Source organism: Micromonospora arida (genome assembly GCF_003857035.1).
Taxonomy (GTDB): Bacteria; Actinomycetota; Actinomycetes; order Mycobacteriales; family Micromonosporaceae; genus Micromonospora; species Micromonospora arida.
Map to the genome: position 1 here is coordinate 33,511 of NZ_QGSY01000330.1, position 25,902 is coordinate 59,412.

The window sequence follows — 25,902 nt, forward strand, 5'->3', positions numbered from 1 at the left end:
CTCATGAAACAGGCCTTAGCCGTCCCGGCACTCCGGCAGGGCGAGCAGGGCGTCCACGCCGTCCTCCACTGCCCGCAGCGATCGGGAGCCGTCGGCCCGCCGGATCACCCGCACCGGCACCGGCGGCCCGGACGGACGCCGGGCCCGGAGCCCGAGCCGGCGGACCTCCAACAGTCCGGCCGCCTGGGTGACCGGCACCCGTACGTGGCTGCCGTCCGCATTGTCCACGCCGACGGCGACCACCGTCCGGACGCCGTCGATCAGAACGGTCCGGACACACGTGACGTCCAGCGGGAGTGCCCCGTAGTCGGGATCCGGTCCGCGGTTCAGCCGCAACCAGCCGTCGCTGGCTTCCAGCGGTCCGGTCGGCGGCAGCGCTTCGGCGGTCGCCGGCACCACCTCGTCACCGATCCACGTCCACGGATCGGCTCGCCGGTGCCAGGACCACGACCCGCGGACCCGGCCGGGAACCGGCAGCCGCGTCACGGCCGGATCGCGGAGGACGGGGCCACGCCGGACGGTCGGTGAGATCCGGGCCAGGGCGGGGGCGGTCCAGGACCGTTCCAGCGTGACCGCCTTGCGGGGCAGCAGTCCGGTCGTCACGTGCACCCGTGAGCCGGGCACCATCAGCAGAGTCAGCATCACCGGCGATCCCGGCTGCACCGTGAACGTGCCGGAGGGGTTCACGTAGGCGGGTAGCGTGTCGCCGTCCCCGGCCAGGTCGGCCACCGCCGGGTCGACCACCAGCAGGCGTCCGTGCTCGTCGGCGACGAAGGCACCGAGCAGGCCGTCCTGCAGGTGACCGAGGACGCCGAGCCGGACGGGAAGCGCCGTGACGGCCAGTGCGGGAGGCCGGCGCGGATCCTCCACCTCGATGGCGAGCCGGGCCCGGACCACCGCGACCGGATGTCCGAGGAGCAGCCCGAGGTGTTCGGTACCGGCCGCGCCCACCTCGTCCACGGTCATTCGAGTGACGTCGAGAACGCGTCGCAGAGCTTCCAGAGCGGGGAGCGTACGCAGGTGGGCCGGCAACGCACGCAGCCCCCGGTCGGCGGCCAGCACCCGATCGGCCACGGCGGCCAGCACTGTGTTCGGCACGTCACGGTCCGGCCCACCACCCACCTGGGCCGCGGTGCCCGGCTCGGCCTCCCAGACCGTCCCGGCGACCGGGTCGGGCCGCAGCCGGCCGAGACCACCGCCGTCCGCGTCGAACAGCTCGACGCTGCCGTCGAGTGGACTGGCCAGCAGGTAACCCGCGATCGGAGCTGTGCCGTCGACCGCCTCGGCCGTCCCACCGGCGCCGTCGGTGAACCGCATCGACACCCGGGCCGGCGCCGGCGGGTCGGCCACCGGACTTCCCCGCTCGCGGACGACCGGCTCCAGCGGGTCGCCGCGCAGGCGGGCGGCGAGGTCCGCCAGGGAACCGGACAGCAGGTCCAGCGGCGTGTTCTGCTCGGCCATCGTGGCGGCGTGCGCGGTCAGGACCGTCGACCCGGTGAGCAGTCGGGTCGGCTTGCCGGCCGGCGCCGCACCGGCCGGCACGAAGTCGAGGTCATCGAGCGTCCAGTCGTGCACTCCGCCCGGTGAGGGGACGTACCCGAGCGACCAGTCGAGCCGGAACGGCGCCCACGGGCGGCCGGGCGGGGTCAGCGCCAGGGGCGACGGCAGCGCGCCCACCACCGTCACGCCGGTCAGGCCGCCGCTCGGCAGCGCGTCGGGGTCGCGGAGCAGCCACAGCCGGGCCCTGGCCGCGGCCAGCAGGCTCGGCCGGCCCGGTGGCGCCGACGCGAGGTCCGGGGCCGAGCCAGGGTCCGTCGCCGCCAGCTCGACGAGCAGGTTCGCGCAGTCCGGTGCCGGCACCGGCAGACCGGCCAGCGGGTCGTCCGGGAGAGCCTCGGCGCCGAGGCCAAGCTTCGGCGGGATGCCGACGCCGAGCACCGTGACGGTGGTCCGGCAGACCAGGTGCCCGGTCGGGGTGTATCGGCCGTCGCCACCGTGCCGGAATCCCCGGCCCGCCCCCTGCAGCACGACCACGGGATCCTTGGCGTGCCAGGTACGCGGTCCGGGCCGGCGGACCTCGACCAGCCGTCCGTGCGGCGCCGGGATCGGCACCGGCCCGGGAAGGCCAGGGCCGCCCGGACCAGGGCTGTCGACCACCGGGGCGGAGGGCGGCGACGGCTGCCACACCACCTCCGTCACCGGGCGCCCCGGGCGGTGACCGAACCGGGCCCGGTGCAGCGCCGCGTCCAGCCGGGCCGGCCAGTCCGGGAGATCGAGCCGGTCGGGGGCGCTGAGCAGGGCAGTCTCGGTCAGCCGGTGTACCAGCGGGCCGCCGGGAACGCCGGACGCCTCGTCCCGGTCACGGCGCCCGCCCTCCGTACCGTCCTCGGCGGTCAGCGCCAGCGTCGCCACCGCCGCGGCCGTCGTGTCGCCCACCGCGACCACGACCTCCGCCGGCACCGGCCGGGCCTCGGCCTCGGCCCCGAGGTCACCGCCGCCCGGCCAGCGCGGCTGCGGCCAGCCGATGGCGACCCCCGAACCGTGGAACAGACAGGATGTCGGCACCGGATCGGCACCGGAGGACCGCGGATCGAGGCTCCACCCGAACTCCTCCAGCAACGTCCAGAAGCGAGCCTCGTCCGCCCCGGTCAGCGGGTCGGCGCCGGCCCGGCCGTACCAGCCGCAGACCAGGTAGGCGATCGACTGCGCGGCGCGGCCGACGTCGAGCAGGTCGTCGTAGAGCGCGAACCGCCCGAGCACGTTGTCGTACGCGGCAGTCCAGGCCGGGTCTCCTGGACCGAGTGCGGTTATCGGCGGCGTCAGGTCCGGCAGCTCGATGTCGGGCAGGTCCGGCAGGCCCGGTCCGGGCCCGGGCAGGCCCGATCCGCTCCCCGGCGGTAACAGCCAGGTTCGCACCGTACGGGTGGGCGCGGTGGCTGGGCCGCTGAGCCGGACCACCAGCCACCGGTCCGGCAATACCGGGAACACCGGTTCGACGGCGTCCCGGCCGGCCCGGGTCAGCGCGTCGGGCACGGCCCAGTGCAGGTGGGCGCCGGGCGGCCGGCCGTCGGCGAGCTCGGTGAACGGCTCCGGGGCGAGCCGTTGCCGGCGGGGTCCTCCGGCGCCGGCGACCGGCTGGGTCATCGCCGTGGTCGCCCAGCGTTCGTGCTCGTCACGGACCACCAGCACGTCGAGCTGCACCGGAACCAGCAGGCGGGTCACCGGGCACCCCCGGCGAAGCGCTGACGGGCGGGTGGCTGCAGCAGCGCCAGGCTCATCCCGGCGCCCCCGCGGGGCGCCGGCAGCGGTCGGGCAGCGTCGAGCGCCGCAGCCAACTCCTTGACGTCCACCACACCGGGCCGCGCGCCGGCCCGCATCGGCACCGACACCACCTGGCCGGTCGGCTGGCCCTCCTCGTCGCGCACCGCGACGCTGTGCAGTCGCTGGATCTCCCGGCCGGACTCGGTCCGTGGTCCGGCCGGGAGGTGCGGAACCGCGGCGGCCACGTCGACGCCGAGTTGGACGCCGTGATGGGGTTCCTCCAGCCAGACCAGCCGGGGTACGCCGCCGAACAGCGCGATCAGCACACCGGGCGACAGCCGTTCCAGTCGCAGGATCGGCACTACCCTCTCGGGGTGCTCGGCCGCGTGCTCGGCCGGGTCGGCGCCGGACGGCACCGCGGCCGTGGTCCAGGCCCGGACCTGCAGCCCATGCCACCGCGAGACCAGGGCCGACCGCAGCAGGAAGCCGGTGACCGGCGGGTCCTCGACGGGTTCGTCCGGTTGCCCGGCCGGCGGTGGCCACGGCAGGTCGCTCGGGCCGTCACCGACCACGATCCGTCCGCGGCGCACGTCTCGCACCTGACGCATCGACCCGAGCACGGCCCGGCGGGTGGCCGGCAAGACCCGCGGTGCCCGCGTCTGCCAGGTCGGCGGATCGGCGCCCAGCCCCAGCGCGGCCTCGGTGAGTGCGTCGAGCCAGGCCGGGTCGACGTGGAAGAAACGGATCGACTCGGCCGGCAGCATCGTGGCGTCCGGGACCAGATACGCGTACGGGATGTCGTGCAGCAGCCGCCAGGCCGCGACGCGGGACGACACATAGGACGCCGGTGCGCCCACCACGGTCGTCGGCACCAGTCCCGTCTGGTGCGCGGTGGCCAGCGTGTCGAGCAGCTGCCCGTCGGTGACCAGCGCCTTCATCGCGGTTCCCGGACGGCGTCGGGGATCCGTGCCGGATCGGCGCGGTGCGGGCGCAGGAGCTCGTGAACCCGGGCCGGGCCGGTCGGTGGCTGAGCGTCCACGCCGACCCGGTTGACGACCGCGATCTCGGCCCGGTCGATGTCGCGGTGCCAGCCGACCACCTCCTGCATGAACCGGCCGTCCGCCCCGCCGAGCAACCGGCCCAGCTCGGCGGCCGCGGCCCGTCCCACGTCGTCCGTCCGGGGTGGCCGCGCCGGGTCGACCGGCCCGGCCCGCAACGGACCGCGGTAGGTGGCGGCGTGCGAGTGCCCGTCGTGGTCCACCCGCCGGATCGGCACGGGTGGGTCGGCGCCGCCGGGCAGTGCCAGCGCGTCGACGTCGAGCCCGCGCGCGATCACCTCGAAGAGCCCCCCGGCGCCCACCTCGAACTCCCACGAGTGCAGCACGACGAACGGGGTCGGCGTGGCGGCCGAGGCCGACAGCAGCGCCTCCCGGCCCTCCATCGAGATCAGGCAGGCGGTGTACGGACCGGGCTCGGTCGGCAGCCGGTTCGCCACGACGACTGCGAACCAGCCGTCGTCGTCGCCCATCGCGAGCTCGGTGTCGGCCACGTTCACCTGTCGGACGTGGCTGAGCAGGCCGACATCGGCCTTCACCGGCAGGAGCCCGGCCTGGGTGATCGGATCGGTGGCGAGCAGGACGGCGACGTCCGGCCCGTCGCCGTCGATGTCGCCGGCCGCCGCGAGGGTGGCAAAGTGCTGCTCCCCGACGGCCTCGCGCAGGGGGCGCGGGGCCAGCACGGTGGCCTCGTCAGGGCGGACCACGAGCAGGACCAGCCACGGTGTGCCGTCGCTGAACCGACGTTCCCACGGCAGTGTGCGGCGGGTCAGCGCGATGTGCGGCAGCCGCTGGCCGTATGCGCCGATCGAGCCGGGCGCCGGGTGGACGGCCGCCACATCGGACGGCGACAGGGCGAACCGCGGGCCGGCCACCTCGATGAAGGCGTCGTGCACCGGCGGGGCGGCCAGCGTGTCATCGGCTGATGCGACGGCGAGCGACGAGCGCACCCGGTAGACACCGGCCGTGATGTCGGGCACCACGCTGTCGTACAGGCGGATGCTCCCGATCGGGAGGGTCTCGGTCATGTCGGTCTCCCTCCCGGGATGCGTGAACGCAGATTGACGCGGACGGCACTGCCTCCGGTACCACCCGGACGGGGCAGCCCGGGCCGGTCGGTCAGCCGGTCGACCCAGGCGGGCGCTCCACCGTCGACAATCAGCACGGCGGCCGTCCCCGTGCCGGACACCCGAACGCGCAGCGGTCCGGCGGCACGGCGGATCGGGACCACCAGCAGGGCGCCGTCGGCGGCCGGGACACGCCGGAGCCGGCCGGCCTCGCCGCCGCGGACGTCGATCACCGGGTCGGCGCCGGCGGAACACTTGACGACCAGCACGTTGCCGGGGCCGTGGACGACCGTGGTGGTGGCCGGCTGACCGGCCAGCACCGAGACGGCCGGCACCGTGGCGACCGCACCGGGGTAGCGGCCGGCGGGCGGCACCGGGGTCGCGGTGAGCACCACGGCGTCACCGGCCAGGAAGGTGCCCGGCCCGACCCGGATCAGCTCGTCGCGCAACCGCCAGCCGGCCGCCCGGTCCTGCTCCGGATCGGCCTCGCCGGCCGGCAACAGGGCGACCCGGGCGGTGCGGGGCGGCAGCAGCGCGGCCAGATCGGCGCCGGCGGGCACGACGCGGTCGACGAGTGGACGGCCACCGGCGGTCAACGCGATCAGGCGCAACCCGCCCCCCTCGCGATCGAGGGCGAGGTCGGCGAACCGGAGGTCACGGACGTCCCAGACGGCGGCCGCGCCGGGATCGAGCCGCACCGCGCTGGTGTCCCCGTCACGCCGTTGGTCGTCGCGGAGCGCACCACGACCGGACCACGGCGTCCCCGCCGCGCGTCGTCGTCCCACCCCGAGCAGCCTCGGCTGGGTCGTCCGGCGCCGCCCCGGGACCGGCTTCGGCACGGGCGGCTCGATCTGGCCCGGCCAGGTCGGCCCGCCGGCCGGCCCGAGCGGCAGCGGCAACGTCGGCTGCTCCTCGACCAGCGTCGACAAGGGAACCGTCGCGTGGTCGCCGAAGGCCCCGGTGCGCTCAGTGACGGTCAACCCGGCGACGAGCTGGGACCCGCCGATCGCCGCCAGCATCGCCGCGGCCGGCTCGTCGGCGCGGCCCTGCTCCCACAGCGCCGCCGGGAAGTGACCTTGCTGCCCGGTGACCTCGAGGCTGTCGACCACGTCGGTGGTGGCCGGCTCCCAGTCGCCGACGATGCGCTTGGAGATCGCGACGGACAGCACCGCCGTGACCGTTTCCAGGTCGGGACCGGCCGGTACGACGTCCAGATCGGACGGTGTCACCACCCCGGCTGGCCGGTGCTCGCCGGCAGCGGAGTCCTCGATCTTCAGCCCGGTGCACGGCATGGCGCTGTCGACGACCAGGGTGAAGGTCGTACCGACCACCCAGGGCTCGGCTTCCGACCCGTCCGGCGCGGTGGCCACCGTACTCTCCAGCCGGCCGGCGGTGACGCTGGTGACCGTGGCGGGCTGATCATCGCGGCCACCGCCGAGATAGGTGCGGCTGACCTCCGCCCAGCTCAGCCACGGCTGCGGCACCTCATCGCCGAACGCGACGGTGATCGAGGTGACGCCGAGGTCGACGCCGGCCACCGCCCGCAGCGGCGGCCCGGCGATGTGCAGGTCGGCGCCGACGTCGACGCTCATCCGTACCCGCACGCAGACGAAGACACAGGCCTGGATGGTCAGCGAGGCGCCGACGCCGATGTGCAGGTCGGCCCGGTAGGTGAACGGATCCCAGGTGACCATGACGTCGACCGAGGTCTCGAACCAGGCCCGGACCGTGCCGCGGTCGTAGGACGCCTCCAGGCTGCCGCCGAGCATCGCGGCGCTGTGGGTCAGGGCGAAGTAGGTCTCTCCCTTGACGCTGACGCCGGATCCGGGAGTCCACTCGAAGCCGACCGGGTCCACCTCCGGGTAGTGGTCGGGGACGGTGAATCGCGGGTGGTAGCCGCCGATGCTCAGCAGCACTTCCGGCGTGGCCAGCCAGGCCATGAAGGCGAAGCCGCCGGTCAGCCGGCAGTCCTTGCTGAACAGCCAGGAGCCGGCGGTCAGTCCGGCGCGCACCGAGATGATCCGGTCGATGGTGCTGTAGCTGGCGGCCAGGCCGAGTTCGACCGACAGTACGGTGCCGGCCCCGTCGGACGGCAGCGCGAGCTGGAGGAGTCCGAGCAGCCCGATCTCGACGCCCGTGTCCAGGCTGACGTAGGCCAGCGCAGTGCCCTGGATGAGGCCGAAGGTCGTGAACCGGACCCCTGCCGCGCCCCAGTAGGCGCCCCGGGCGGGTGACAGGTCGGCGCCGATCGCCCGCAGCCCGGCCACCGGGTCGTCGCCGAGGCCGAGGTCCCCGGAGACGGCGGCGACCAGCGGGAACGCCGGCACCTCGGCGGGGTCGTCCGGGACCAGCAGGCGCCGGTTGTAGCCGACACCGGCGGCCAGCCCGAGGACGAAGAAGAAGGGCGGCCCACCGAGCGGGATCGGCACGTTGAGGAACACGAACAGCGACGTGTACTCGCCCAACTCGTCGTGCGGCTGGGAATAGCTGCCGACCGCGGTCAGGTTGCGCCCGGCCAGCGTCACCGACAGGGCCCCAAGGTACTCGACGTCGCCGCCGGGCAACGGCAGCTTCTTCAGCCCGCCGGAGACCTCGATCACGTCCGAGGCCAGCGCGACGGCGAGTCCGGCCAGGTCGACCAGCCAGCTCGCCGGGTCGCCGGCGGTGGCCAGCGGAACCCGTACGGTGAGGTCGTCCAGCCCGATGATCAGGGGGCCGACGGACACGTCGCCGGACACGCCGACGCCGATCCGGTGCGCCGCCGACTCATACGACAGCGCGACCTCGTCCAGGTACAGCGGGCCGAATCCCTGCTGCACCGGCAGGCGCAGGGCTGGCTCACCGGCGAACCGGACGGTCCAGCCGTCGTCGCCGCTGGCCAGGGTGAGGTCGACCGGCGGGCTGGCCGGGGTCGGGTCGCCGCCGGTGGCGGCGAGCAGTGAGGCGGCGACCGGGTTGTCGCCGCCCTCGGACGGGAGCAGCGGAAGGCCGAGGGCGAGCAGTTGCAGCGCCCCGTGCACCGGGCCAGCCGGCCGGACCCGGCCGTCGAGGTCCACGTCGACCAGTCCGAACAGGCCCGCGGTGCGGATCGTCACCAGCGGCGTGTCGACCAGCGCGCCGTGCTCGCCGGTGACCGCGAAGCCGGTGCCGGCCAGCCGGAGCAGCGGCGCCAGCGCGGGAATGCCGCCGGTCGGTACGTCGACCAGCAGGACGGCCACGCCGGCGTCGGCGCCGTCCCAGTCGGTCGGCACCTCGGCCGGCATGCCCAGGTGCAGCGTCACCGGTGGCCCACCGGCGTTCAGGGCCAGCGTGCCGCGCAGCGAAGGGCCGTACCGGGTGCCATCGCGGGTCAGGGCCAGCTCCAGTCCCTCGACGATCGGCACGGACGCGCCGGCGACCAGCCGCAGCGGCCCGCCGAGCACGGTTGCCAGGTCGGGGGTGGCGGCGACGGTGAGGATGCCTCCCCGCCGGCGGGCCAGGCCGGCGGCCACCAACAGGTCACCGGCGTTCGGCCCGCCACTCCACAGCGGATCCTCCAGGTGGGCCGTGTCGAGCAGTGCCCGGACGGCCAGCGGGACCGCCAGGTGGGTGGCCAGCCGGCGCTGCTGCGCGGCGGTCGGCGGCACCGGGTGCGGGGCCAGCGGGAGCACCACCGTGGCGTCGGCGAGAAGATCCACCGTCACCGTGCCGGCCTGTTGCGAGGGCAGCGACTCGGCCGTCAGCAGCGGTCGGAGCACCATGCCCCGGCCGAGGTCCAGAGCGCCGGCCAGGCTCAGGCTGCTTCCGGCGGCGGACACGTCGAGATCCAGGCTCGCCGCACCGGCGACCGCCCCGGCCAATTCGGCCCGGACCGTCGCCGGCCCGGTTGCCAGGCCAGTTCCGATCGTCAACCGGCCGCCGCCGCCGAGGGTGGCAGTGAGCTGCGCGACGCCGTCCACACTGCTCGCCGTGGCGGCCGGTGCCAGCAGCCGGGCCACCGCGGCCAGCGCGTCGGCCCGGCGACGGGCGGTGGGCAGGTCGGGCGGTGCGCCGGTGAGGTCGGTGCCGAGGCCGGCCAGTCGGGCGCTGTCGAACCGGCCGGTCACCGGGTCGTACAGCCCGAACGCCGCGGCGACGCCGAGCGCGGCAGTCCTCGCCGGCGAGTCCGGCAGCCGGTCGGCCAATTCGTCCAGCACCGCGGCGAGCAGCAGCCGGGCGCCGCCGCCGAGTAGGGCGTCCAGCCCGGACACGGCGGGCAGCAGGCCGATGGTGGCGCCGAGCGCGCCCGGCGTCACCGCCAGTGTCGCCCCGTCCGGCCCAGCGCCGAGGATCACGTCGACGGCCTCCCACGGACCGTCCGGCAACGGCAGGTGCAGCCGCAGGGTACCGCCCGGGGTGGCGGTCCGGGTGGCATCGACGTCGAGCCACAGATCGGCGTCCAGCGTCGTCGCGGCTGCGCCCTGCCCGGCCAGCTCGAGCGGACCGTCGCCGGCCAGGCCGATCCGCAGCGTTCCACCAGGCCCGGCCCGGGCGTACAGGGCCAGCCCACCGGGCAGCGTCAACGGTCCTCCGCCGCCGACCAGCGCGCCCAACTCGGTCAGCAGCGCGCCCACCATCCCGGCATCGGGCGGGCCGGCGCCGTCGCCGCCGAGCCGCCGGGACAGTTCGGCGCCCGGATCGCGGAGGAAGCCGCCGAGCCAGGGCATGGGCCCACCGCCACGGGCCAAGCCGAGGCCGGCGCCGAGCGCCGCCGCGGCGAAGGTGCGGGCAGCCGGTCCGGCCAGTCGGTCGAGCAGGTCCGGGTCGGGCGGAAGCAGCGTCGCGGCAGGCTCCAACCCGGGGCCGCGCAGCCGGACGGCGCCGCCGTCGGCCTCCTTGGTCAGTACGGTGTCGCCGGCGGTCAGCTCCCAGCCGATCCGGCCGGTCGGTTCCTCCGGGAGGGTGACTCGCGCGGTGCCGGTCAGCAGGCCGTCCTGACCGGCGGGCAGCCCGGCTCCGGTGGTCGTGACTGTGACATCGGCCGGCGTGACCACGAGTTCGACCGGCAGCGCCGGGTGGTGGTAGCGCCACGGCCCGCGCCCGTCCGGCGAGCCGGTGTCGCGCCGCAGCCCGGCCGCGCCGCCGGGACGATCCAGCACTGCCGCCAGCACGCCACCGAAGGCGCGGTCGTCCTGGAGCATCGCGATGCCGTCCGGCAGCAGGGCCAGATCCGCACCCGCGCCGGCGACCAGATCCAGCGCGGTCAGCAGCTCGACCAGCACACCGGCCCGCCCACCCCGCTCGGCCTGCACTCCCAGCTCGGTCAGCACGGCGGCGGCCAGCGCGGGACCGGTCGGGTCGGCCAGGCCCACGACGGGGGCGGTCACCCCCGCCTGGGCGGTGTCGTACATCAGCAGATCGAGGCGGGTGCCGGTGCCGTCGCGCCGGGCCACGAACTCCGCCCACCGGACCCGCTCCGGCCCGCCGAGCGGCCCGCCGACCAGCCACCCCGCCGGACTGCCGAGCTCCGCCCCGACCTCGACGGCCGCGCCGTCGCTTGTGGTGTCCAGCCGCACGGTGAGCGCGACGGAGGCCTCGTCGGCGGCGGCCGGCCCGAGGTCGAGCCCGACACGTACCCCTTGCCGGATCGGCCCTGGAGCGCTGCCGGCGGGCCCGAGCCGCCACAGCGCGCGGCCCAGGTCGCGGCGGAGGTCACCGGGGAGGGCGCCGCGGACGGCCAGCGCCGGCACCTCGGGCGGCGTGGCCCGGTCCTCACCCGCCCGGGCCAGCATCGGCGTCAGTGGTTCCCGGGGCACCGGCGGCTCCCCCGGGGCGCCGGTCCGCCAGCCGGTGACGGTGCCGGCCAGCCGGCGCAGTACGTACCCGTGCGGGCCGAGGACGGACGGGTCGGCGAACAGCGCCCGGACGGCGTGCACGGTGCCGGCCAGGTCCGGGTCGACCAGCACGCCGGCCGGCCCGGGGGCGCCTCCGGCGTCGTCGTCGACGGTGGGGTCGCTGAACGGGGTGCCGAGGGTGACCAGGCCGAGCACCCCGGCCGGTGCCGCCCGCACCCAGTCGCACGCCACCAGGCCGGCCCAGGAGTGCGCGGCAAGGATCACCCTGTCGACGCCGCGGGCGGCTCGGATACCGTCCACCGCGTGCGCCAGGCGGCCGGCCAGCTCGGACGAGGTGGCGGTGGCCGCGTCGCCGAGGTCGATCACGTACGCCGGGGACGGCGTCAACCCACCGAGATCGACCAGCGCCGGCTCCACACCGGGCACCCGCAGGGTGACCGGCAGCGGCGGGCCCAGCCCCAGCGCCTCCGCCAGCGGGTTCCAGTCGCCCGGGTCGGTCAGTCCCGCGTCGACCGCGATCAGCGTCCAGCCGGCGGGATCGGCGCCTTCCACAGCAGACCGCAGGTGCGCGGCAGCGACGGCGGCGGCGTCCGGGTGCGCGACCAGGTCCCAGTGCGAGGCCGGCACGGGCGTGGCGGTGGCCCAGCCCGGCGGCGGCGCGGCAGCACCGGCGTGCAGGACGCCGTCGGCGTCGGACAGCACGCTCGCGAGCCGGTCGATCGACCCGCCGCTCAACCCGGCCAGGCGGCGCGGATCGATGCCTCCGGCGGCAGACAGGGCCTGCACCGCCGTGACGATGTCCGGGCCGTCCGGAACCGTGTCGCCCGACCCGTACGCCCATAGTTCCTCGGCCTCGACCGGCTCGTCGCCGGTCTCGACCGCGCCCGCCGCCTCGTAGGTCCTCGACTCCACCGGGAACAGCACGGCCGACGCCAGAGGGCCCCACGTCGTCGGCGGCCCGTCACCGGAGATCCACGTCAGCAGCTCGACGGCCGGCTGGTCCGCCTCGTGCAGCGGTGTGCACCACGGGGTGTCCGCCGTCCCCGAGCCGCCGGTGTCGTCCGCCGCCGGGTCGACCGAACGGCCGGGAGCGCCGGTCAGTCGCCGGGTGAGCAGCGCCCGCAACCATGCCAGCAGGCCGAGCAGGTGGGGGCGACCCGCCGCGCTCACGCCGCTCTCGTCCACGGCTATCCCGGTCAGCCAGCCGCCGACGAGCCCGGCTGGATCGCCCACGCCGGACCGCACGTCGTCCGGGTCCGGCAGGTCCACCGGCGGCGGCCCGTCCCGTGCGCCGGCAAGCACGGTGGCCAGCCGGCCGGCGCCACCGATCGCCGATGCGGCGGCCCCGACCAACGTCCGGGCGACCGTCCACAGCACCGCCGCGTTCCCGTCGGCCAGGCCCAGATCCGGCTCGCCGGAGGACGGCACGGGCCCGGGGAACTCGATCGCGTCGAGCCTGGCATCGCCGGCGGTGACGCCGCCCACCGTGCTCCGGACGGTCAGCGGTGACCCGGCCGTCCAGCTGACGGCGACCTCCAGCGGCCCCAGCGTCAGAACGGTGTCACCGACCGGCGAAAGCGCCCCGGGCGCGGTCCGCACTGTGGCGTGCACCGACGACAGCAGCCGCGGCGCCGCCGCGCCGGCCGGTGCGACGTCCACACCGAGCAGCTCGACCAGCAGATCGGCTTCGACCGCCGGCGCACCGGGCGCGACGGTGACGGTGGCGGCGACGCGGAGACCGGCGCACAGCCGGGGTGGCCCTCCGGCCACGCCGCCGTCCCACACACACAACGCCATCGGCTCGGCGAAGGAGCCGGCCGGAAGGTGGTCGAGCGGCACCCGCCACGGGTCGGCCGAGGTGCCTGCCCCGCTCACCACGACCGCATCCAGGTCGTCGCCGGGCGGCGCGCCGCCGAGCAGCGCCCAACCGCACGCCGCGACCGGCGCCCAGCCGGTCGGGGATTCCCGCAGCGCCGCGTACCAGTCGGTCAGCGCCCGCCCCGGCTGGGTGGCCAGCAGACCGGCGTCGACGGGCGGCACCCCCGGCGGTGGCGCCAGCCCGAGCAGCCGGAGCAGGGCGGTCGCCGGCACCGAGCGGCCCAGCCCGCCCGCGACCACGTCGGCGAGGGCCCCGGCCACCGACTCGACCAGGTCGGCACTGGTCAGATCGAGGTGGTCCACGTCGACGGCGCCGGACCCGGGCAGCGCCAGGTGCACGTCGCCGAGAGCCAGCACCGGAACCACACCGGCCGGCCCGTGTGCCAGCCCGGCCACCAGCGTGCCCACCCGCAGCTCCGTGTCGTGTCCGTCGGCCGGCGGCCACAGCCGGCCCGGCGTCGTCACAGTGACCGAGCAGGATCCGCCGACGGTGGCCGGCGCCGTCCCGGCCAGCGGAATGCCGGCCAGGGCCGCTTCGGCGGTGAGCGTGCCGGCCGGGCCGTCGAACCAGGTACGCACTGCGGCGGTGGCCCGCGGACCGTCCTCCACCCCGATCCGCAGCCCGAACCCGGGGGCGCTGCCGCCCGGTCGACGCAACGTCAGGTCGAGCGGTTCACCCGGAGCCGGTGCGGGGGAACCAGCCGGCAGCGGTCGTCCGTCGAGCAGCGCCAGCAGGTCGGCCGACCACTGCAGCACCGGCGGCTCGGGCCCGGTGAGCAAGTCCGACAGCCAGCCTCGCCAGGCCGATGAGGCATCGGTCGAGGGCGCCAGCGGCAACGGCGGCACCCCGCCGGACAGACCCAGTACGCCGGCCAGTGGCGGACCGGCCAGCGGCGAGATCAGCGCCCGGATGGCGTCGCCGGGCGCGGTGCCGGCCGCCGGGTCGAGCGTCACGGGATCGGCACCGGCCGGGCTGACGACCACGGTGACGGTGCTGTCCGCCGCCAGGTCCGGACCGGCCAATCCGGCGCGGACCGCCAGCCCGGTCCCGTCGGCGGCGTGGCTGCTGAGCGTCACGGTGACAGGGTGCTCGTCGGTGCCGGCCACGGCGGTGACCCGCGATCCGGACCCGGACACCAGCGGGACCGCCAGCTCGAGCGTCCCGCTTTCGGCCGGCAGGACGAGGGCCAGGCCGACCACCACCGACCCGCCGGCGTCCACAGTGGTGATGGACACCGTGACGCCGCCGGTGTCGACGAGCCGATGATGGGCCACGCCGTCGATGTCGTCCGGCGGCACCAGCAACGCCATCGCGCGTACGGTGGCGGCCCGCTGCTCGGGATCGGCCAGCATCCGGCCGATCCGTTCGCCGGGAGCGGCGAAGAAGCCAGCGTCGAGTTCCAGCCCCGAGGCGGCCGGCCGCAGCACACCGATCGCGGTGCCGAGCGCTTCGGCCACCGGGCCCAGCTCACCCGTCACGGTCAGATTCGTCATGGGTCAGACCCAGCCGGTGAACGTGCCGGTCAGCGGCGACAGGTGCAGGTCGTGCTCGAACCCGAGCGCGAAGCTACGGTCGGGAAAGACCACGGTCCGGCTGCCCGACTCGGTGTACCCGCGCAGGCTCGCGTAGCTGACCGCGAACCGCCGCAAGAACGGCTCGCTGAGCTGCTCGGTGGCCCCGACGTGGATCAGCGTGCCGGCCCGCGACAGCGTCTGGTCGGCGGTGGGCGCCTGGCCGGTCTCGGCGGTCAGCTGCGCCGTGGCCTCGGCCAGGAAGGCGTCCACGGTCCGCTGCCAGGCACGCATGATCGCGGCCTTCTGGTGGTTCGGCGCGTTGATGTGCGCGTCCAGGAGCAGCGCGGCGCCGTACTGGGACGGGAACAGTTGGCTCACCGTGTGGCCGGCCTCCGGGCAGCCCCCGGCGACCCGAAGGCCGTTCTCTGCCGCCCGGCGCGCTCCGCCGAGCCCGGACACCGGGGGCTTGAACGGCTTGCGGTCCTTGACGGTCGGCGTCCCGGTGGTCCAGTCTGCCGCCCAGACCCGCTCGTCGTCGAGGACCCTGGTGAACCGGAAGGCGGCGACCGCCAGCTCACTCTCCTGCAACGCTTGCGACGACTGCAGGGCGATCGTGCAGCGAGCGGCCCACACCGGTGACCCGATGCCCTTGGATCCCGACCGCGCCCAGCCGAAGAAGTCGAACCGGGGTGTGTCCCGGCGGTCCTTGCCGGTCGGCGCATCCAGCACCAGCGGGTCACCGCCCGGCCGGGCCTGGACCATCGTGACGAACGTCGGGTAGTAGTCCCGGGCGGCGTTCGCGGCGCCGGCGGTGAACGCGTGCGGGTTCGCGGCCCGCACCGCGTCGGCCGGCACCTCCCGATCCGGTTGGGACGACACGACGGGCTCGTCCGCGCTGATCCGGCCGGTCGCGTCGCACACCGCCAGACCGAGGCCGTACATGCCGAAGAACACGTCGTAGTGGTCGGGGGCCCGCCGGCGGAAGTGCTCGAGCAGGACAGTCCCCTCGTTGTCCACGTGGAACGACCACTGCTGGGTGCCGATCGACAGCAGCGCGGTGTCGGCCAGCCGGACGGCGTCGATCTGCCCCTCGATCGGCCCGATCGTCGCAACCACGTGGCGCCGCGCGGCGATCAGGTCGGGGCGGGCGCCGGTCGGCCACGGCACGCCGGCCCCGTGCGCCGTGTCGAACACCCGCACGGCGACCACGCCGGGGGCGAAGGGCCCGGGCCAGAAGGCATCGGTCCAGCCGTACGTCTGCCGCCGGCCGAGGGCGATGCCGCCGACCACGTGGCCATTGACGGTGGTCTGATCCTTGGTCAGCGGCGGCTCGATCGGCACGACGGCGGGCCGGCGCTGCTGGGGTGTGAAGTACTCCCGCCGGGTGGTGCCCTGCGCCGGCGTCCGGACCACCAGGTCCAGCGCCTGCGACGCCGGCTCGAACATCGGGTCGGCCGAGGTGAGCCGCGCCCAGCACCGGCGCAGGACCGCGTTGCCCCCGGTCGTGGCGGCCAGCGCCGACAGCTGCGGCGGTAGCATCGCGGCGACCATCGCGGCGGCGAACTTCTTGCCGTCGGCGGCCGCGTGGGCCTCCAGTTGGATCAGCGCCTCGACCACCCGCAGGCAGGTCGCGTACGGGTTGTCCAGCAGATCGTGGGCCAGCGCGGTGGCGACCTGCTCCGGGGTCTTGCCGCCGATCAGCGCGGTCACCTGGGCGGTCAGCGCCGAGGGCGGCTCCGGCTGCGCCTCCCGCTCCGGGTCCCGCACCGGCGTGATCGCGGTCGGGCCGACGAGGTCGCCGGCCGGCACCGTGGTCGGGTCGGGCACCAGCAGGTTGCCGGCCGGCACCTGCTGGATCTTGTCGAGGAACACCAGCCAGCCGGTGGCCGACCGTTGCATCGGGAGCGGGAAGAGTGTGCCGGTCCGCCATTCCAGCACGTACCTCTCCTGCGCGCTGACGGTGGTCGCGCACACCTGCGCCAGCGCCCTCGCCAGGCTGGAGCGGTCCGGCACGGCCTTGAACGGGCTGTCGGCGGGCAGCTTGGCGGTCAGCGGAACGATCACGGTCTCGAGGAACCGCTCGGCCAGCCCGGTCATCGTCGCTTGTGGGCCGACCAGTGCGTAGGCCCGGGTCTCTGCGGCGGCACCGAACGGCAGCCCGGATCCCTGCGACGGGTTCGGTGTGGCCGGCGGCAGGCCGAGAACCAGCCCCGGCTCGTCCAACTCGACCGGCCAGAACCGCACGTTGCGTTCGGCTTCGCTCAGCTTCGCCAATCGCTCCGCCTCCACTCGCATAGCGGTGTCCAGCGCTCGCCTTGTTGCAGAGCGTAGACGCAGGGGCCGCTGCGGAGATAGGTCGCCGCAATGCCTGTCGGACACCCGACCTGGCGCTGGCGACGGTTGGTGACGCGGTGTGGTTGCGGCCTAGACGGCAGAGGAGGGCAGCCTCGGCACGTTCATCCCACTGGAGTGACGTCAGGCGACCCGATGGCCTGCCGGTGTTCGGCCGGGCTGAGACCGCGTACCCGTTTGAAGGCCGCGCTGAGTGCGAATGAGCTGCCGTAGCCGACCTGGCGGGCCACCGCGCCGACGGTGGCGTCCGGTTCGCGCAGCAGGTCGGCGGCCAGCGCGAGCCGCCAGTTGGTGAGGTACGCCATCGGAGGCTCGCCGACCAGTTCGGTGAACCGGCGGGCCAGCACCGCCCGCGAGATACCGGTGCCGGCCGCGAGGGTGGCCACCGTCCAAGGCTTTGCCGGGTGGTCATGCAGTAGTCGCAACGCCCTGCCGACCACCGGATCGCCGTGCGCTCGGTACCAGGCGGGCGCCGCCGCCTCGGGCCGGGAGAACCAGGCCCGAAGTACGGCGATGAGCAGTAGGTCGAGCAGCCGGTCCAGGACCACATCCTGCCCCGGCTCGTCCTTGGTCATCTCGTCGCCGAGCAAGGGGATGAGCGGGCTGTCCAGTGCTCCGGCCGGCAGCACCAGGAGATGGGGCAGGACCCTCAGCAGCCGTTGGCTGACCTCGCCCTGCAACTGGTACGTGCCACTGAGCAGCACCGCCGTCCCGTCAGCGCGTTCGCCCCAAGTCCGGATACCCAGGTCCATCACGTCGCACAACTCGTCCCCGGTGGGCGTGGTGCTGTGCTCACCGGGATGGATCACTGCCCGCGGCGCCGTGGCCGGGTCGTCGGCGATCGTGTACGGCTCCGGGCCACGGATGATCGCGACATCGCCCGGGCGTAGCGGCACCGGAGCACCCTGATCCGGCACCACCCACGCCGTGCCGCGCAGCATGGTGACCAGGGTGAGGGGCGCACGATCCTGGATCCGTACCGACCAGGGCGGGTCGAACACCGACCGCATCAGGAACGCACCGCGCGCCCTCGGCCCGTCCAGCAGCCCCGCGAGCGCATCCATGCGCTCAGGTTAGCCCTGTGAGGTGGGCGGTCGAGACGTCGGGACATGCGATCGAGAGTCTCGCCCATTCCCGGTGCGCCCGCCCTCGACTTGACTGGTTGCCATGACGAAGACCGTTGATGAGCAGCCAATCCTCGTACTGGGCGGCACCGGCAAGACCGGCCGCCGGGTGGTGGACCGGCTCGCCAAACTCGACCGGCCGGTACGGGTCGGCTCCCGCTCCGGCGAGCCGCCGTTCGACTGGACCGATCAGCGCACCTGGGCACCCGTACTGGACGGGGTTTCGTCGGTCTACCTGGTGTACTACCCGGACCTGGTCGCGCCGGACGCCCTCGCGACGATCCGCTCGTTCACCGAACAGGCGGTGTCCGGCGGGATCGAACGGTTGGTTCTGCTTTCCGGCCGGGGCGAGGAGGAGGCCAAACTCAGCGAGCGGGTGGTCCAGGACTCCGGAGTGGTTTGGACGATCGTGCGGGCGAGCTGGTTCAGCCAGAACTTCAGCGAGGACTTCCTGACCGACTCGATACGCGGCGGCGAGGTCGTCCTCCCGGCCGGGAACGTGCCGGAGCCGTTCGTCGACGCCCTCGACATCGCCGACATCGTGGTCGCTGCGCTGACCGACGACGGGCACGCGGGGCAGCTCTACGAGGTGACCGGCCCGCGACTTCTCACCTTCGCCGAGGCGACCTCGGAGATCGGCAACGCGCTCGGGCGGGAGATCCGCTACCGATCGGTCTCGCCCGAGGAGTACGCCGCCGTGATGGCCGGGTACGCCGTGCCGGCGGAGCTCACGGCGGTGCTGACCGAACTGTTCGGCAAGGTGTTGGACGGCCGCAATGCGCAGCTCGCCGATGGTGTGCAACGGGCGCTGGGCCGCAGGCCGCGCGAGTTCACCGACTATGCCCGGGACGCCGCCGCCGCTGGTGCATGGGACACGTCACCCGGTGGAGACTGGGCATGAACGCCACCCTGGCTGCCTGGTCGGCGGCGGTGACCCTGGTGGTGACGGGTGCGATCGCCGGTGTCTACTACGCCTTTTCGGTGGCGGTGATGCCCGGTCTGAACGCCGCCGACGCTGGCACCGCGATCCGGGCCATGACGAGCATCAACCAGAGGATCCAGAATCCGCTGTTCTTCGTCACGTTCTCCGGCCCGCTCGTCGCCGCCACGGTGACCGGTGTGTTCCTGCTGATCCTCGGGAAGCGGTCGGCGGGTGTGCTGTTCCTGGTGGCCGCGGGGGTGTACCTGGTGGGCGCGTTCATCCCGACGGTGGTCGTCAACGTGCCGATGAACGAGACGCTCGACGCCGCAGGCGTGCCGACCGATCCTGCGGAGGCGGTCCGGGTGTGGGCCTCCTACTCGTCCGCCTGGACGTGGTGGAACTCGTTACGCGCCGGCGCCAGCCTGATCAGCCTGTTGCTGGCTGGTCTCGGGGTCTACCTCTCGGGCAGGTGAGTTCGACGGCGTCTGCTGCGCCGCCTGCTGTCCGGCGGTGGCGGCCGGTGCTACCGGTCGGCCCTTGCGCGAGCGATCAGGGGAAATCCGTGGCCGGGCAGGACGACGATGAACTGCCAGGGTCCGTGCTCGACCCTGGCAAGCCCGACGGATCCGTTGACGCTGAGCGCCGCGATCAGGGCGGGGCTGCCTTCGACGATTCGGTCCAGCTGGGCGTAGTGCTTGGCCAAACTGGCGGCGGGGCCGTTCAGCCACAGCTTGATTTCGGCACCTTGGCGCAGAGCGTCGAGCAGGTCCTCGCGCATCGGTCCCTCCGCAGCCGCCAGAAGCCGGTCGTGTAAGCGTTCCTGTGCGCAGGGCCAGGTCGGCGCGGCGGCGGCCTGCTGCCGACAGGTCGGGCACGCCGAGGCATCCTCACGGTCGAAGAGATGCCGGTACAACTCAATCTGGTCCTCGACGAGGCCGCACAGGGTCTCCTCGTCGCCCCAAGCGTGCTGCACGGCGGGTGTGAGCGGCTGGATCGCAGCGCCGAACTCGGCCGGGACCCGTGCTGTGGCGAACGACCAGCCTTCTTGATCAGCAGACGTCACGGCGCGAGGTTACCGACCTCAGGCTTGAGGCGCCGCACCTCTGCCACCAGGACCCATGGGCGGGGGGACGAAGAGTCACTTCTCTTCTCGTGTACCCCGTGGCCGATCGAGGAACCGCGCCAGGCCGTGGGGGCACACTTGGAACGTGCAGAGGTCTCTGGGCGATGGTTGGTCGATCGAGCTTTCTGATACCTGGACACGGGGTTCCGCCAACGACGGCGTCACGACGTGGCGTGCACCCGGCCGTACGATGTGGGTCGGGCCAGGAGGTTCGTGGCGGTGCGCCAACGGGGCCGACATCATCGCCTCGCTCGATGTCGAGCTACCGCCGAACCCAACAGGCAAGGTGGGTGAGGGTGGCCGAGACGGGGTCGGTCATCGTGCCGCCTGGCTCTACCGCCAAGACGGCGACGTCAAGTTCACCCTCTACGGCTTCAACTTCATCGATGGAACATACCTGGACACGACCTTCATCAGCGCGGACACGGCCGACCTCACATGGGCCTTCGACGCCTGGCGTTCGGTGACTCGATCCGACGGTTAGCGATTGAGCGACATGCCGGGCGGGTGACTAGCTGAATGACGATCGGTGCGGACGCCAGTGGACAAGCCCGGACGACAGCGGACCGCGCTCCCAGGTCGAAGGCCAAAGAGCGGCAGCTCGCCGCCCAGGGTGGGGCAGGGAACTCGCCATGTGAAAGGCCGGTCACTGTCTCTGCTCGGAGCACGCCCTGCCTGGCCAGTTACCGCTGCGCCGCGTACCGGCGGCGCAGGCGCTTCATGTCAGGGCGTGTCGGGTCCGGTCCCCGGTCCAGGCCGCTTCGAGGATCGCGGTCAGGCTGGCGGTGTCGCTGGGGCCTGGGTGGTTCTGGATCAGGCGGGTGACACCACTGGCCATCTCCGCGAAGCGCGGGAGGTCGGCGCGTGCCACGCCGATGTCCGCCAAGGTGGGAGGGATGCCGATGTCGGCAAGGAGCCCGTCGAGCCAGGTGAGGAACGTATCTGCGGCCTCGGCATCGGAGGCGTCGGTAACGTCGAGCCCGCACACCCGGGCGAGGATGGCCAACCGGTCGCTGATGGCGTCCCTGGCCGCGTCCAGCGCGTAGGGCAGTAGCAGTCCGACGCCCAGGCCGTGTGGCGTGTGCGTGGCTGCGCCGATGGGGTACTGGAGAGCGTGCGGGGCGGCGTTGCCCGCGTGGGAGAAGGCGATCCCGGCGAGCATGGATCCGTAGGACATGTCCGCGCGCGCGTCCGTGTCGCTTCCGTCCCTGACCGCACGGCGCAAGCTCCGGGCGATCCGTTCCGCGGCGCGGAGCGCGTAGTGGTCGGTGATCGGGTTGCGGCCGAGGAACACCTGCTCCACCGGGTCGCGCGGTCCGTGGGCCCGGGGCCGCGCTGTGTAGCTCTCCACGGCGTGACAGAACGCGTCGATGCCGGAGTGGGCGGTGACGGTCGCAGGGCAGGTGTAGGTGAGTTCGGGGTCGACGATGGCGAAGTCGGGGACGATGTGGACGCTGGAAACCCCCACCTTCAGGGCGCGGTCCGGGTCGGTCAACACCGAGACGGGTGTGAGCTCGGAGCCGGTGCCTGACGTCGTCGGGACCGCGACGAGAGGAATAGTCGGCCCCGGCACCTTCGACTCGCCGTAGAAGTCGCGCGGCGTTCCACCGTGGCGCCGGATGACGCCGACGATTTTGGCGAGGTCGATCACCGTGCCACCCCCGATGGCGAGGATCACGTCCGCGTCCACCTTGGCGGCGACCGACACGGCCAGGGCGACATCGGAGAGTGGCACGTCGGGAGTCGCGTCGGAGAACACCTCGACGGCCTCGACCTTTTCCCGCACGGCGGCCACGATTTCGGCCACGCCCGGCTGCCCCAGAAGAACCTGGTCGGTCACGATGAGGACTCGCGAGCCGCTCTCGGCCACCACTCGGGGGATGTTCTGCGCGACCCCTTCGCCCACAATCAGCTGGCGTGGTCCGCGGACGGTCTCAAGCATGTCAGTGCCTCTCCGGAACGTCGGCGGCGATGTGCTGGGCGGACGTCCAGGTCAGCTGCGGGACCGGGACGGCGTCGGCGAGGTTGGCCGCCCGGGTGGCGCAGACGCGCGGGCCGGGCGCCCGGCGCAGCAGGCCGGTCACGGTAGGTCGATCGCCACGTAGGTGAGGTCGAGGTACTCGAGGATGCCCTCGTGCGACCCTTCCTTGCCGATCCCTGACTGCTTCACGCCGCCGAACGGAGCAGACGGGTCCGATATCAGGCCACGGTTGATGCCGAGCATCCCCGTATCCAGCCCTTCGGCGAACCGGAGCGCCCGCTGGAGGTCACGGGTGAAGACGTATCCGGCCAGGCCGTGCTCGGTGTCGTTGGCCTTCGCCATCACCTCGTCGTCGGACGTGAACGAGATGATCGGCGCCACCGGGCCGAAGATCTCCGCCTGCAGCATCCGCGCATCGTCGGGCACGTCGACGAGGACCGTGGGCGGGTAGAAGTGGCCCGGCCCGTCGGGACGCTCGCCGCCCACCAGGACCCGGGCGCCGCGATCGACCGCGTCGGCGACGAGCTCGTCGATCGTGGTGACCGACGCCTCGTCGATCAACGCCCCCACGTTCACGCCGTCGTCGAGACCATGGCCCACCGAAAGCGCGCCCATCCGCTCGGCGAAGCGCGCAGTGAACTCCTCGCGTACGGGCTCCTCGACGTAGATCCGGTTGGCCGCGATGCAGGACTCCCCGATGTTACGCATCTTGGCCACCATGGCACCGTCGACCGCGACGTCCAGGTCAGCGTCGGCACAGACGATCAAGGCCGCGTTGCCGCCCAGTTCCATGGAGGTGCGCAGCACGTTGTCCGCGGCCTGTCGTAGCAGTACGCGTCCGACCTCGGTCGACCCGGTGAACGAAAGCTTGCGGGTCCGGCTGTCGGCCAGCAGTGCGGAGACCACCTCGCCGGAACGCCTGGTGGTCACCACGTTGACGACGCCCGGGGGAACGCCGACCTCCTCCATGATGCGGGCCAGGAACAGCATGGTGAGTGGCGTCTGACCTGCTGGCTTGGTGATCGTCGTACAGCCCGCAGCCAGCGCAGGAGCGATCTTGCGGGCACCCATGGCCAACGGAAAGTTCCAGGGCGTCACGAAGACGCACGGTCCGACCGGCTTCGGCACGGTGAGGATGCGATATCCACCTGCGGGAGCGGTGTTGTAGCGCCCCTCGACGCGCACCGCCTCCTCGGCGAACCAACGGAAGAACTCGGCACCGTAGGCCACCTCTCCCCGAGCCTCGGCGAGCGGCTTGCCCATCTCGAGCGTGATCAGCCGGGCGATCTCCTCGGATCGCTCGGTCAGTGCCCGGTACGTCGCGGTCAACAACTCTGACCGTTTCCGCGGCGGGGTCGCCGCCCACCCCGCCATTGCCCTGCTCGCCGCGTCCAGGGCGGCGAGCCCGTCAACGACGTCGGCGTCCGCCACCTCGGCGATGGTCTTGCCGGTGGCCGGGTCCTCGACGGCAAAGGTGGCTCCGCTTGCGGCGTCGCGCCAGGCGTCGCCGATCCGCAGCCGCCGATGCTCGGGGGCCAGCACGTTCATCGGGTCACTCATCGCGTCGCCTCCTGTGATCTTCTTCGTGATGTCCGGCGTGCTTCAGCGATCGCGCTGTGCGCGTAGACGGACGGGTCACACGCCCTCGTCGCGGGCGAGGCGGGGCTCGATCGCCACGTGCGGACGCATGTCGCCGTCACCGCCCGGCGCGGTTACCGCCCAGCCTCGGACAGCGACAGCCCGGTGCCCGCATCGAACAGGTGCGCACGGTCCAGGTCGACAGTGACCTGCAGGCGTTCGCCCGGCGTACCGGTGACTGTGGGTCGTGCCTTGACCTTGAGGATCTCCGTCCCCACTCGGACGTCGACCACCGTTCGGTCACCGAGCGGCTCAAGGCCGTAGAGCTCCCCGGACAACGACGCGTTCCCACGCTGCTCGACGGACAGGTCCTCCGCGCGCAGGCCCAGTAGCAGCTGACGACCGTCCTCGGCCGTGGTCCAGCGGGGCCGTGGCAGCGTCCAGCCTGCCGCACCGACCAGTCGATCTCCGTCGGCGCGGCAGGCGAGCAGGCTGATCGGTGGGCTCCCGACGAATGCGGCGACCCACTGGTTGGCCGGACGCTCGTACACCTCGGTGGGCGTTCCGACCTGTTGCACCTGCCCCTCCTTGAGGACCGCGACCTGGTCGGCCATGGACAGGGCCTCGACCTGGTCGTTCGTCACGTAGACGAAGGTCGCTCCGAGGCTCCGGTGGATGCGGGTGAGCTCGGTGCGCATCTCGACGCGGAGCTTGAGGTCGAGGTTGGTGAGCGGTTCGTCCATGAGGAACGCGCGCGGGCTACGGACCAGCGCCCGGGCCAGGGCGACACGCTGCATCTCACCGCCCGACAACTGCGCGGGCCGACGTTGCAGCAGACGTTCGATGTGCAGCAGGCTGGACATCTGCTCGACGGCAGTGGCGATTTCACTCGAGGAACAGCGGCGCGCCCGCAGCGGCGAAGCGATGTTCTCGTACACCGTGTGTCGCGGGTAGAGGGCGTAGTTCTGGAAGACCATGGCCAGGTCGCGTGCGGCCGGGGTGTCACCGGTCGCGTCCCTGCCGTCCAGATGCACCGACCCGGCGTCAAGCTTCTCCAGGCCCGCGATCGCTCGCAGGGTCGTCGTCTTGCCTGCCCCGGAGGGCCCGAGTACGACGAAGAACGAGCCGTCCGGCACGTCCAGCGTCACCCCGTCCAGGGCCTGGACCTTGCCGAAGGATTTGCGCAGCCCGTGCGCTGCCAGGGTTCCCATCAGGCCACCAGCTCTTCCGTGCTCACGTCGTACACCGTTGGGGTCCCGCCGGTGTGCCGCAGCCCGACCTTCGCTTCAGCGGCGAAACGAACAGTCGGTGGCATCCGGACCCGGACGTCACGTTGGCCGCCGTGGTCGACCACGTAGATGATTTCGTCGCCCAGCCACTCCACCGAGACCACCCGGGCCGGGATCGAGCCTTCCGCCTCGGGTGCGGTGACTTCCAGCGCCTCCGGCCGGACGCCTGCGACCAGGCGGCGGTCGCGCGGCAGGCCAGGCGGTGGCGGGAGAACCAGTCCGCCCTCACCGCGCAGCTTCCCGTCGGCCACCTCCACCTCGATCAGGTTCATCGGCGGGGAGCCGATGAACGCGGCGCAGAAAAGACTCGCCGGACGGTCGTAGACCTCCAGCGGCGTGCCGATCTGCTCCACGCGGCCCTTGTTGAGGATGGCGATTCGGTGACCTAGCGACATCGCTTCGACCTGGTCGTGGGTGACGTAGACCATCGTCGCCCCCAGTTCTCCCTGCAGGTGCTTGATCTCCGTGCGCATGTCCGCACGCAGTTCCGCGTCCAGATTGGTGAGAGGCTCGTCCATGAGGAAGGCGCGCGGTCGTCGTACCAGGGCGCGAGCGAGCGCGACGCGCTGCTGCTCCCCGCCGGAGAGCTGGCGCGGTCGCCGGTCCAGGAGAGGACCGAGCTGCATCAGCCGGGCGGCCTCGTTGACCCGCTCGTGCACCTCCGGCTTGGGCAGGCCTTCGGCCCGCAGCGGGAACGCCAGGTTGTCGCGGATTTTGAGATGCGGGTAGAGGGCGTAGAACTGGAACACCATGGCGATGTCGCGCTCGGCGGGCGGCAGGTCGTTGACCAGCGTGTCGCCGATGCGGATGTCGCCCGTCGTCTGCCTCTCCAGGCCGGCGATGGCCCGCAGCGTTGTCGTCTTGCCGCAACCCGAGGGGCCGAGCATCACGAACAGCTCGCCGTGGCCGATGGACAGGTCCACGTGTTCGACTGCGACCGTCCC

15 protein-coding genes are annotated in these 25,902 nt (G+C 73.4%); 3 read left to right on the forward strand and 12 right to left on the reverse strand.

Going from position 1 to position 25,902, the window contains the following annotated elements; translation table 11 throughout:
* Nucleotides 1–15: 15 nt before the first annotated feature.
* From DLJ58_RS32360 to DLJ58_RS32385, 6 genes are all read right to left on the reverse strand, one after another.
* Complete coding sequence (locus tag DLJ58_RS32360) at nucleotides 16–3,222, reverse strand: hypothetical protein (RefSeq protein WP_124862538.1); 3,207 nt, start codon at nucleotides 3,220–3,222, stop codon at nucleotides 16–18.
* The gene (locus DLJ58_RS32365) at nucleotides 3,219–4,199 is read right to left on the reverse strand and encodes a hypothetical protein (protein ID WP_124862541.1); all 981 of its coding nucleotides are present in this window, start codon (nucleotides 4,197–4,199) and stop codon (nucleotides 3,219–3,221) included. The genes DLJ58_RS32360 and DLJ58_RS32365 overlap by 4 nt, the downstream gene beginning before the upstream one ends.
* Entirely contained in the window at nucleotides 4,196–5,344 is a 1,149-nt protein-coding gene (locus DLJ58_RS32370) for a hypothetical protein (protein ID WP_124862544.1), read from the reverse strand. The genes DLJ58_RS32365 and DLJ58_RS32370 overlap by 4 nt, the downstream gene beginning before the upstream one ends.
* Nucleotides 5,341–14,568: a DUF6603 domain-containing protein gene (locus tag DLJ58_RS32375; protein WP_124862547.1), complete on the reverse strand. Its 9,228-nt coding sequence runs from the start codon at nucleotides 14,566–14,568 to the stop codon at nucleotides 5,341–5,343. Before DLJ58_RS32375 ends, DLJ58_RS32370 begins: the two co-directional genes overlap by 4 nt.
* Nucleotides 14,569–14,571: 3 nt before the next feature.
* The gene (locus DLJ58_RS32380; RefSeq protein WP_124862550.1) at nucleotides 14,572–16,884 is read right to left on the reverse strand and encodes a hypothetical protein; all 2,313 of its coding nucleotides are present in this window, start codon (nucleotides 16,882–16,884) and stop codon (nucleotides 14,572–14,574) included.
* Between the two features lie 161 nt (nucleotides 16,885–17,045).
* Nucleotides 17,046–18,005 carry an AraC family transcriptional regulator gene (locus DLJ58_RS32385; RefSeq protein WP_124862552.1) on the reverse strand — a complete coding sequence of 320 codons (960 nt, stop codon included), beginning with the start codon at nucleotides 18,003–18,005 and terminating at the stop codon, nucleotides 17,046–17,048.
* A 103-nt stretch (nucleotides 18,006–18,108) separates the two neighbouring features.
* On the opposite strand from DLJ58_RS32385, the gene DLJ58_RS32390 reads away from it, so the two are divergent.
* Together DLJ58_RS32390 and DLJ58_RS32395 are read left to right on the forward strand one after the other, a co-directional pair.
* Nucleotides 18,109–18,966 (forward strand): Rossmann-fold NAD(P)-binding domain-containing protein, encoded by an 858-nt coding sequence (locus tag DLJ58_RS32390; RefSeq protein WP_124862555.1) that lies wholly within the window; start codon nucleotides 18,109–18,111, stop codon nucleotides 18,964–18,966.
* The gene (locus DLJ58_RS32395) at nucleotides 18,963–19,460 is read left to right on the forward strand and encodes an anthrone oxygenase family protein (protein WP_124862558.1); all 498 of its coding nucleotides are present in this window, start codon (nucleotides 18,963–18,965) and stop codon (nucleotides 19,458–19,460) included. The genes DLJ58_RS32390 and DLJ58_RS32395 overlap by 4 nt, the downstream gene beginning before the upstream one ends.
* A gap of 50 nt (nucleotides 19,461–19,510) precedes the next feature.
* Here the strand turns inward: DLJ58_RS32395 and DLJ58_RS32400 are convergent, their stop codons facing one another.
* The gene (locus DLJ58_RS32400; RefSeq protein WP_124862561.1) at nucleotides 19,511–20,050 is read right to left on the reverse strand and encodes a hypothetical protein; all 540 of its coding nucleotides are present in this window, start codon (nucleotides 20,048–20,050) and stop codon (nucleotides 19,511–19,513) included.
* A gap of 250 nt (nucleotides 20,051–20,300) precedes the next feature.
* Between DLJ58_RS32400 and DLJ58_RS32405 the strand changes: the two genes are divergently transcribed.
* The gene (locus DLJ58_RS32405; protein WP_124862564.1) at nucleotides 20,301–20,594 is read left to right on the forward strand and encodes a hypothetical protein; all 294 of its coding nucleotides are present in this window, start codon (nucleotides 20,301–20,303) and stop codon (nucleotides 20,592–20,594) included.
* Nucleotides 20,595–20,828: 234 nt separating this feature from the next.
* Here DLJ58_RS32405 and DLJ58_RS32410 read toward each other — a convergent pair whose 3' ends face one another.
* The 5 genes from DLJ58_RS32410 to DLJ58_RS32425 form a co-directional block, all read right to left on the reverse strand.
* Entirely contained in the window at nucleotides 20,829–22,052 is a 1,224-nt protein-coding gene (locus DLJ58_RS32410; RefSeq protein WP_124862567.1) for an iron-containing alcohol dehydrogenase, read from the reverse strand.
* Between the two features lies 1 nt (nucleotide 22,053).
* Entirely contained in the window at nucleotides 22,054–22,194 is a 141-nt protein-coding gene (locus DLJ58_RS33945; RefSeq protein WP_158629656.1) for a hypothetical protein, read from the reverse strand.
* Nucleotides 22,191–23,651: an NAD-dependent succinate-semialdehyde dehydrogenase gene (locus DLJ58_RS32415; protein WP_124862570.1), complete on the reverse strand. Its 1,461-nt coding sequence runs from the start codon at nucleotides 23,649–23,651 to the stop codon at nucleotides 22,191–22,193. The genes DLJ58_RS33945 and DLJ58_RS32415 overlap by 4 nt, the downstream gene beginning before the upstream one ends.
* Before the next feature lie 152 nt (nucleotides 23,652–23,803).
* Nucleotides 23,804–24,880 (reverse strand): ABC transporter ATP-binding protein, encoded by a 1,077-nt coding sequence (locus DLJ58_RS32420; protein WP_124862573.1) that lies wholly within the window; start codon nucleotides 24,878–24,880, stop codon nucleotides 23,804–23,806.
* Nucleotides 24,880–25,881: an ABC transporter ATP-binding protein gene (locus DLJ58_RS32425; protein WP_244219220.1), complete on the reverse strand. Its 1,002-nt coding sequence runs from the start codon at nucleotides 25,879–25,881 to the stop codon at nucleotides 24,880–24,882. The genes DLJ58_RS32420 and DLJ58_RS32425 overlap by 1 nt, the downstream gene beginning before the upstream one ends.
* Between the last annotated feature and the right edge of the window lie 21 nt (nucleotides 25,882–25,902).